Annotated in this window: 9 protein-coding genes and 2 pseudogenes; 5 read left to right on the top strand and 6 right to left on the bottom strand. The window is 70.2% G+C overall.

Annotation, left to right across the window (positions count from 1 at the left end):
• Positions 1 to 1,222, top strand: a 1,222-nt coding sequence (locus ASD25_RS26550) for an ATP-binding protein (RefSeq protein ID WP_056621485.1), incomplete at its 5' end; no start/stop codon positions are given.
• Positions 1,223 to 1,300: 78 nt separating this feature from the next.
• A complete protein-coding gene (locus ASD25_RS26545; RefSeq protein ID WP_055828840.1) occupies positions 1,301 to 1,795 on the top strand; it encodes a hypothetical protein in 495 nt (164 codons plus the stop codon).
• Here the strand turns inward: ASD25_RS26545 and ASD25_RS26540 are convergent.
• The 3 genes from ASD25_RS26540 to ASD25_RS26530 form a co-directional block, all read right to left on the bottom strand.
• Positions 1,792 to 2,592 (bottom strand): pyrroline-5-carboxylate reductase, encoded by an 801-nt coding sequence (locus ASD25_RS26540; protein ID WP_055828837.1) that lies wholly within the window; start codon positions 2,590 to 2,592, stop codon positions 1,792 to 1,794. The two genes, ASD25_RS26545 and ASD25_RS26540, sit on opposite strands and share 4 nt — an antisense overlap.
• A 5-nt stretch (positions 2,593 to 2,597) precedes the next feature.
• The gene (locus ASD25_RS26535; protein ID WP_055828834.1) at positions 2,598 to 3,101 is read right to left on the bottom strand and encodes a YbjN domain-containing protein; all 504 of its coding nucleotides are present in this window, start codon (positions 3,099 to 3,101) and stop codon (positions 2,598 to 2,600) included.
• Between the two features lie 307 nt (positions 3,102 to 3,408).
• Positions 3,409 to 3,696 carry an accessory factor UbiK family protein gene (locus ASD25_RS26530; RefSeq protein ID WP_056621481.1) on the bottom strand — a complete coding sequence of 96 codons (288 nt, stop codon included), beginning with the start codon at positions 3,694 to 3,696 and terminating at the stop codon, positions 3,409 to 3,411.
• A gap of 190 nt (positions 3,697 to 3,886) precedes the next feature.
• Here ASD25_RS26530 and lgt point away from each other — a divergent pair, with 190 nt between their 5' ends.
• Genes lgt through pgeF form a run of 3 tightly spaced genes read left to right on the top strand, consistent with a single transcriptional unit; the run spans position 3,887 to position 6,612 of the window.
• Positions 3,887 to 4,756, top strand: coding sequence for a prolipoprotein diacylglyceryl transferase (gene lgt / locus ASD25_RS26525; RefSeq protein WP_055828829.1), 870 nt, complete (start codon positions 3,887 to 3,889; stop codon positions 4,754 to 4,756).
• A gap of 3 nt (positions 4,757 to 4,759) precedes the next feature.
• On the top strand, positions 4,760 to 5,845 hold the full coding sequence (locus ASD25_RS26520) for a class I SAM-dependent methyltransferase (protein ID WP_055828827.1): 1,086 nt from the start codon (positions 4,760 to 4,762) through the stop codon (positions 5,843 to 5,845).
• Positions 5,842 to 6,612 (top strand): peptidoglycan editing factor PgeF, encoded by a 771-nt coding sequence (gene pgeF, locus ASD25_RS26515; protein WP_055828824.1) that lies wholly within the window; start codon positions 5,842 to 5,844, stop codon positions 6,610 to 6,612. Before ASD25_RS26520 ends, pgeF begins: the two co-directional genes overlap by 4 nt.
• Before the next feature lie 92 nt (positions 6,613 to 6,704).
• On the opposite strand, the pseudogene ASD25_RS30840 reads toward pgeF, so the two are convergent.
• From ASD25_RS30840 to ASD25_RS31110, 3 genes and pseudogenes are all read right to left on the bottom strand, one after another.
• Positions 6,705 to 6,962: pseudogene (locus tag ASD25_RS30840) on the bottom strand (UDP-3-O-acyl-N-acetylglucosamine deacetylase); the annotation flags it as partial.
• 1 nt (position 6,963) lies between these two features.
• A partial coding sequence (gene lpxC / locus ASD25_RS26510; protein ID WP_156389478.1) for a UDP-3-O-acyl-N-acetylglucosamine deacetylase occupies positions 6,964 to 7,736 on the bottom strand: 773 nt, incomplete at its 3' end.
• 183 nt (positions 7,737 to 7,919) lie between these two features.
• Positions 7,920 to 8,632 (bottom strand): annotated as a pseudogene (locus ASD25_RS31110) (cell division protein FtsZ); the annotation flags it as partial.

Below are 8,632 nucleotides of genomic sequence, written 5' to 3'. Positions count from 1 at the left end.
CTGGGCCTTTTTCGACATGCACTGGCAGACGGTGACCGCCCGCCTGTCCGACGGCCTGGCCGGCGATATCGCCTGGGCCGCCGAAAGCTGGCGCGACGACCCGACGCCGCGGAACATGGCCGTCATCTCCGAACGCGCCCAGCGCTCGATGTCCCTGTCCATCGCCCTCCAGGACGGCGCGGTCCTGCCCGAGGAGAACCGGCGCGGCCCCGTCGGCGTCGTCGATCGCACGCTGGAGCAGGCGCTGGCCGCGCGGCTGGACCAGCCCTTCTGGTTCGACACCACCCGCTACCCCGCCTATGTCGATATCCGGGTGCAGCAGCCGCAGGGCGTGCTGCGCATCATCGCTCCGCGCGAGCGCGCCGTCGCCACCCAGGCCCACATCTTCGTGCTGTGGCTGCTGATCGCCACCGTCCTGCTGATGGGCGTCGCCATCCTGTTCATCCGCAACCAGGTCCGCGCCATCGAGCGGCTGGCCGAGGCCGCGGAAGCCTTCGGCCGGGGCGAGACCCAGGAACGGTTCAAACCGCACGGAGCGCGCGAGGTCCGCGCCGCCGCCGTCGCCTTCCTCGCCATGCGCGAGCGGATCCAGCGCCACATCGACCAGCGCACCGCCCTGCTGGCCTCGGTCAGCCACGACCTGCGCACGCCTCTGACCCGCCTCCGGCTCGAACTGGCCCTGGCTCCCCCGTTCAAGCGCGCCGGCGCCATGCAGGGCGACCTGGACGAGATGGAGCACATGATCGACGAATACCTCGCCTTCGCCCGCGGCGAGGCCGGCGAGGCGGCGCAGCCTGTCTCCCTGTCAGACCTGTTGGGCGCCGCCGCCGAGGACGCCCGTCGCGCCGGAGCCGAGGTCGAGGTCGTCGCGCCCGAGGGGCTGACCGCGTCGCTGCGCCCCCTCGCCTTCAAGCGGGCCCTGACCAATCTGGCGGGCAATGCGGCGGCCCATGGCGAGCATGTCCGGTTGAGCGCGCGCGCCCTGCCCTCGGGCGGACTGGAGGTGGCGATCGAGGACGACGGCCCCGGCATTCCCGAGGACATGCATGAAGAGGCCTTCCGGCCCTTCTCCCGCCTGGACGCCTCGCGCAACCAGAACCGCAAGGGCGTGGGCCTCGGTCTGGCCATCGCCCGCGACGTCGCCCGGGGTCACGGCGGCGACATCACCCTCGAGCGCAGCGATCTGGGCGGCCTGCGGGCCCTGATCCGCCTGCCCGGCTGATCACATTTGGCGCCCTCCACTGGCGAAGCGGAGCCATAGCGCGCATCTTTCGCGGCGACAGGGCTCTGGAGAACATCCATGCGTAGACTCGCCTTCCTTGCTCCGCTCGCCGCCGTTCTGGCGGTCGCGGCGACGCCGGTCCTGGCCGATCCCGTCGCCGTCAATGTCACGATCGGACCCGAGGTGCTCGAACACGCCGACGAACTGGGCCGGCGCGAGGTTCAGCAGCAGGCCTCGCGTCTGGCCGATGTCGTGCGTCGAACACTCGTGCGCCGCGGCGCGCTGAACGGGGCCGAGGTCAATCTGACCCTGACCGATCTGAAGCCCAACCGGCCGACCATGCAGCAGATGGTCGACCGTCCCGGTCTGGACGGAATCCGCAGCGTCTCGATCGGCGGCGCGACCATTTCGGGCCACGTGACGACGGCCGACGGCCTGATCCATCCGGTCGAGTACGACTGGTATTCGACGAGCATAGCGGAGGTGCGGGGCTTCACCGCCTGGCAGGACGCCGACCGCGCCTATCGCCGGCTGGCCGCCAACCTGGCCGACGGTCGCTACGTCACCCGCTAGAGGGTTCGCGCCCGCTGCACGGCGGCGGCGACGGCCGCCCTCGCCGCGCGCTCCAGATCGCCGCCGGCCGCCATGGCGTCGAGACCCGCGCGCGTCGTGCCGCCGGGTGACGCGATGCGGGCGATCAGCGCGTCCAGCGACTCCTCCGTCTCGACTCCGGCTCCCGCCGACCGCAGGGCGCCGCGGGCCAGTCGTTGCGCCGCCCCGGCCGACAAGCCGTCCGCCCGCCCCGCCTCGGCCAGGGCCTGGACGAAGGCATAGATGAAGGCGGGAGCGGAGCCCGCCACCGCCGTGGCGATGTCGATTTGGGCTTCGGACTCGAGGTCCACGACATCGGCCATGCCGGCGAACAGAACGCGCGCCAGCTCGCGCGTCTCGGCATCGGAGGACCACAGGGCGGCGACGCCGCGCCCCTGCGCCACCGCGGTCGTCGGCATGACCCGGGCGACAGGCCGCGCGGAGGCCAAGGCGATCTCGGCCGCCGGAACCCCCGCCATGACGGAAACCAGCCGCGTCTGCGGGCCCAGATGGGCCGTCAGCGGAGCCAGCGCCGCGCGCCAGATCGCAGGCTTCACCGCCAGCACCAGCGCCCGCGCGGCCGCCAGCGCCTCCATCGGCGGATTGATCCGCGCGCCCCGGGCCCGCGCCGCCTCGGCGGCCGGCTTGTCCGAGGGCGTCAGGATGATCAGGTCGGTCGCCGCGACCGTCCCGGTCTTCAGCCACCCCTCGACGATGGCCGAACCCAGCCGGCCGCAGCCCAGCAGGACGACGGGGCCCGAGGGGACGAGAGGGGTCATGGCCGTCAGGCSGTGCCGACGGTCTCGAACAGGCAGGCGTCGATCGCCTCCTGCGGCTTCTTCGATCCGCGGATCATGAAGTCGAAGGCCGGGTAGTAGCGGTCSGCGGCCTCGACCGCCGCGTCGATCATCGAGGCCGCCTGGGCCAGGGTGGGGCGCTCGCCCATCGGCAGGGCCAGCGAGTGSCGGAAGACGATCTCGCCGTCCTCGGCCCAGACCTCGAAATGGCCCATCCAGGTRCGCTGGTTGATCAGRCCGACCAGTTCATAGGCGGCGGCGCGCCGCGACTTCTTCGCCTGCAGGTCCAGGGCGCAGCACAGCTGAAGGCAGTCGCCCTCSGGCCGCCAGGCGAACCACAGCTCATAGTCCTTCCAGTCGCCRGCCAGGGCGAAGGCCAGATCGCCYTCGTCGGTSCGGTCGAACGGCAGGTTTTCRGCCACCAGGACGTGTTCCACGACATCCAGCGGATCGTAGGGAACATCGACTTCTTCGGGCCGTACAGCGTCCATCAGGCACTCTCCGGGCGCGACTCACGCCCTGTCATCAGACGGTAGGCGGGTTCGCAGATTTGGAACGTCGAGCGGATCCGCCCCGACGAGCTCGAACCCTTCGACTTCACCCGATTTCGTCGGGCAGGTGGTCATCACCTATGGCGACGTGCCCCTGCTGCGCGCCNCAGCCACCAGGACGTGTTCCACGACATCCAGCGGATCGTAGGGAACATCGACTTCTTCGGGCCGTACAGCGTCCATCAGGCACTCTCCGGGCGCGACTCACGCCCCGTCACGCAACGGTAGGCGGGTTCGCAGATTCGGCTCAACCGGCTGCGTCCTGAGGGGGAACCGACSCTGTGGACGTTCCCGTGGCAGGCTTTTTTCCAGCCTTTGCAGGGGTTTTCAGCGCCGCGACCTCGGCGCGCAGGGCGGCGATCTCGGCCTTCAGCGCGTCGAACTCGTCGCGGCGGACCAGGTCCAGTTCCGCGGCCATGCGGTCCGTCTGTGCACGGAAGGCCGTCTTCGCCTCCTCGCCCGCCGCCTGGGCCAGGCCCATGGCGCCGGTCGTCAGCTTGGCGAACTCGTCGAGGATGGGGTTGCGCGTCTGCATCTGCGGGCTCCGGCTCGAACGGGCGAGCGTCGTTAATGAAGGTTCACCCGATATGGTGAACGAAACCTTGCTGTCGATGCGACCTATGGCCTGATTTGGGCGCCGGGCGACGCCGTGTTGCGGAAAATTCAGGGACGCGCCCGGCGACGCTTGCTAAACCGCCCTTCGAGACCCTTCGACAGGAGTGCCCGTGCAATTCCCCGAGTTCGATCCGGTGCTGCTCAGCATCGGCCCGCTGGATATCCGCTGGTATGCGCTGGCCTATGTCGCCGGCATCGTCCTGGGCTGGTGGTACTGCGCCCGGCTGGTGAAGGCCAACGCCCTGTGGCAGCCCGCGAAGCCGCCGGTCACGACCCTGCAGCTGGACGATCTGGTCCTCTACATCACCCTCGGCATCATCCTCGGCGGGCGCCTGGGCTTCGCCCTCTTCTACCAACCCGAGCTGTACGGCCGCCTGTTCACGGGCGCCGACTGGGGCGAACGGCTGGCGCTGTTCCGCCTGTGGGACGGCGGCATGTCCTTCCACGGCGGCCTGATCGGGGTTTCGGTCGCGATCGTCTGGTTCGCCTGGCGGCACAAGATCCGGCTGCTGAGCCTTGGCGATCTCGTGGCCCCCGCCGCGCCGATCGGCCTGTTCTTCGGCCGCCTCGCCAACTTCATCAACGGCGAGCTCTGGGGCCGCGAGACGACCGTCCCCTGGGCGGTCCGCTTCTGCAACGACCGCATCTATCGGCTCTATAACGGCTGCCCAGCCGGCGACGTGCCCCGCCATCCCAGCCAGCTGTACGAAGCCGGCCTCGAGGGCCTGGTCCTGTTCGCCATCCTGTGGTTCGCCATCCACAAATGCAGGCTGCTGTCCAAGCCCGGCTATGTCACCGGCGTCTTCCTGTTCGGCTACGGCCTGTCCCGCGCCCTGCTGGAGAATGTGCGCCAGCCCGACGCCGGTCTCGACAACCTGCCGCTGGGTCTGACCATGGGCATGATCCTGTCGATCCCGATGATGATCATCGGGGCGGTTCTGATCTGGCGCGCCTGGAGCCGGCCGCCCGCCGCCGCCTGATCCATGGGCGCTTCGCTTGGGGACAGACTGGCGCGGGAGATCGCCCTGACCGGCCCGATGACGGTGGCCGACTATGTCGCCCGCTGCCTGCACGATCCCGAGGGCGGCTATTACGCCACCCGCCCGGCGATCGGGGCGAGCGGCGACTTCGTCACCGCGCCGATGGTCAGCCAGATGTTCGGCGAGCTGATCGGCCTCTGGGCGGTCGAGCTGTGGCGGCGGCTGGGCGCGCCCGAGCGGATCCGGCTGGTCGAGGTCGGACCCGGCGACGGCACATTGATGGCCGACGCCCTGCGCGCGGCGCGGCTGGCGCCCGATTTCCTCTCTGCCGTCGACTTGGTCCTGATCGAACCCAGCCCGCCCCTGCGCGCGGCACAGGCGCGAATGCTGAACGACAGCGATGTTCATCCGCGCTGGGTCAGGGACCTGAACCGGGTCGAGACCGACGCCCCCGTCATCCTGATCGCCAACGAGGTGCTGGACTGCCTGCCCGCGCGCCAGTTCGTGAAGACGGACGACGGCTGGGCCGAGCGCCGCGTCGGCGTGACCGACGACGGCGGCCTGACCTTCGGCCTGGTGCGCATCACCGGCGGCTTCACCCGTCCCGCGTTCGCGGTCGAGCCGGGCCAGACGGTCGAGATGTCCGATCAGCAGGCCGCCTTCGGCCGCGACGTGGCGGCCTTGGTAAAGGCGGCCTCCGGGGCCGCCCTGCTGATCGACTACGGCCGCGCCAGGCCCGAGGCCGGCGACACGCTTCAGGCCCTGCGGCGGCATCAGAAGGTCGATCCGCTGGAAACGCCGGGCGAGGCCGACCTGACCCAGTGGGCCGACTTCCCGACGGTGCTGGAGGCCGCCGTCCGCGCGGGGGCCGACGTCACCGGAACCCTGGGTCAGGGTGAATTCCTCCGGCGGCTCGGGATCGAAGCCCGCGCAGACCGGTTGAAGGCGGGACGGCCTGACGCGGCGCCCGTCATCGAGCGCCAGCTGGCCCGCCTGACTGCGGACGACCAGATGGGGACGCTGTTCAAGGCCTGCGTGGTCTTCTCGCCCCGTAGCCTGGTGGTCCCGGGTTTCGAGGACGGGATATGACGCTGGAACCGATCACCCACTCGCTGCTGGACAAGGCGGGCGTCCGCCATGGCTTCTTCACGCGCCAGGGCGGCGTTTCCACCGGCATTTATGCCAGTCTGAACACCGGCGTCGGCTCCACCGACTACCCCGCCGCCGTGGCGGAAAACCGGAGACGGGTGGCGGCGCATATGGGCGGCGTCCCCGACGACTTCGCCGCCTGCTACCAGATCCACTCCAGCCTCGCCCGGGTCGCCGAAGCCGGCTGGAAGGGCGACCGGCCGGAGGGCGACGCCACCGTCACGGCCGCGCCGAGCGTGATCTGCGCCGTCCTGACGGCGGACTGCGCACCGGTGTTGCTGGCGGATCCCGAGGCGGGGATCGTCGGCGCAGCCCACGCCGGCTGGAAGGGAGCCCTGGACGGCGTCATCCACTCCACCGTCGCGGCCATGCAGGCCCTCGGCGCCGAGCCCCGGCGCATGGTCGCCGTGGTCGGCCCCTGCATCGCCCAGGCCAGTTACGAGGTCGGCGCCGACTTTCAGGGCCGGTTCGATCACCACGATCCCGGCAGCGGCCGCTTCTTCGCGCCCGGCGCGGCGCCGGACAAACGGCTGTTCGATCTTCCCGGCTTCGTGTTGTGGCGTCTCGAACAGGCCGGCGTCGGCGACGCGGCCTGGACCGGCCACGATACGCGCGTGGACGAGGTTCGGTTCTTCTCGAACCGGCGGGCCTGGCTGAATGGAGAGCCGGACTTCGGCCGGATGATGAGCGCGATCAGCCTTCGCTGAGGCCGTAGCCGTCGTCTCTCGATTCCCCGGATCCGGTATCCGAAATCACGCGAAAAGCGTCGTCGAATTCCCCGTCGTCCAGCGGCCGGTTTTTAACCCGCCATCGCCAGTTCCGGCGCGCCGGTCACTTCGCGCCACGCCTGCGGATTGGCCAGCAGTTCGCGGACCAGCAGGTTGTTGATGTGGTGGCCCGCCTTGACGCCCTCGTAGCGGCCCAGCAGAGGGGCGCCGAGCACATACAGGTCGCCGATCGCGTCCAGCGCCTTGTGCTTGACGAACTCCCGCTCCATCCGCAGGCCGCCGGGGTTCAGGATCTGGTCGCCGTCGATGACCACGGCGTTTTCCAGCGANTGATAGCCGTCCGCCGCGAACCGCATCGCCAGCTCGTGCCACGGCTTGTGCTTGACGAACTCCCGCTCCATCCGCAGGCCGCCGGGGTTCAGGATCTGGTCGCCGTCGATGACCACGGCGTTTTCCAGCGAACCGCCGCGGGCCAGGCCGGCGCGGCGCAGGGCCTCGACCTCATGGGCGAAGCCGAAGGTGCGGGCGGCCATGATCTCGTTGCGGAAGGTTTCCTCGTCGACGACGAAGTCCACCACCTGGTTGCCGATGACCGGCGTGTCGAACTCGATCTCGAACCGCATCTCATAGCGGTCGCAGGGCAGCAGGGCGGCGGTCTTGTCGCCTTCCTGGACCCGGATCGGCTCGAGGATCTCGATGTAGCGGACCGGGGCCTCCTGGCGGCGGAAGCCGGCGCGGTCCAGCAGCTGGACGAATTGCAGCGCGGAACCGTCGAGGATCGGCAGCTCGGGGCCGTCCACCTCGACCACGGCGTTCGATACGCCCAGGGCCGCGAAGGCGGCCATCAGGTGCTCGATGGTCGACAGGCGCACCCCGGCGGCGTTCTCGATCATGGTGTTCAGGCGGGCGTCGACGACGGCCTCGCCCGAGACCGGAATGCGGTTGTCGCGGTCCTTGATGTCCGTCCGCACGAAGACGATGCCCGTCCCGACCGGGGCCGGACGCACGGCCAGACGCACCCGGTCGCCCGTGTGCACGCCCACGCCCGCGATGATCGCGGGAGCGACGGTCGTTCTCTGGCGATGGTCGTAGCTGACCGGCAAGCTCAAAACTCTCTCAATCGCGATGCCCGCAACCCGTGCGGATTTCGCCCCAGCAACCGTCTAGCGACGGCCCCGCAACAGCGAAATGAAAGTCGGGTTTCCGATTGTTTCGGTTTTCGTAACCGTACTCGACGCGAAAAGCCCCGGAGCTCGCGCTCCGGGGCTTTCCTGATCGGTCGAAGACTAGTTGGCGAGGCGGCGCAGGAAGGACGGGATTTCCAGATCGTCTTCCGCCTGGTTCAGATCCGGCTCGGGCGCCGGCTGGGCCTGGGTGGTCGGACGCATCTCGGTCATGCGGGACTCGGTCGGACGCGACGGCGGATACGTCGGCTGGGCCGGCTGACGCTTGCCGCGGCCGAACAGGCTCCAGCCCGACTTGCGATGATCGCGGTCGTCGTACTCGTCATAGGCCGGCTCCTCGCGCCGGGTTTCCGGCTGGGGCGCGCGATCGGCCGAACGGTCCATGTACAGGTCGCCCTGGGCGACCGGGGCAGTCGTCTCGGCGGCCGTGCGGGCGCGGGGCGAGGATTCATACTCCTCGACCCAGGGATCGACGATCGGCTCCAGTGCGCGGTCCTCGGCGACGTGGATCACGGGTTCCGGGCGCGGCTCGGGAGCGCGGGCCGCAGTCCCGTAGGCCGGCTGGGCGGACTGAAAGGTCGGGACGATCGGCGCCGGCTCGGGCTGGCGCGGGGCCTCGGCCCGGACGGGCTCGCTGCGGGCGGGTTCGTTGCGGACCGGTTCGGCGCGCGAGGCGGCATAGGGGGCGGCCGGGCGGCGCGTGTCGAAGGCCGAGGTTCCGGCAACCGGCGCGCCCTTGGCGGCGGCCAGGTCTTCCATGCCCGTGGCCACGACCGAGACGCGGATCTTGCCGTCCAGGGCCGGGTCGAAGGCGG

The organism is Brevundimonas sp. Root1423 (genome assembly GCF_001426805.1).
This window is presented reverse-complemented; position numbering and strand designations above follow the sequence as displayed.

Bases quoted from the DNA above. Each gene is read 5' to 3' on its own strand.
- ASD25_RS26545 (WP_055828840.1), top strand. From the start codon at position 1,301: ATGCGTAGACTCGCCTTCCTTGCTCCGCTCGCCGCCGTTCTGGCGGTC.
- ASD25_RS26540 (WP_055828837.1), bottom strand. From the start codon at position 2,592: ATGACCCCTCTCGTCCCCTCGGGCCCCGTCGTCCTGCTGGGCTGCGGC.
- ASD25_RS26520 (WP_055828827.1), top strand. From the start codon at position 4,760: ATGGGCGCTTCGCTTGGGGACAGACTGGCGCGGGAGATCGCCCTGACC.
- pgeF (WP_055828824.1), top strand. From the start codon at position 5,842: ATGACGCTGGAACCGATCACCCACTCGCTGCTGGACAAGGCGGGCGTC.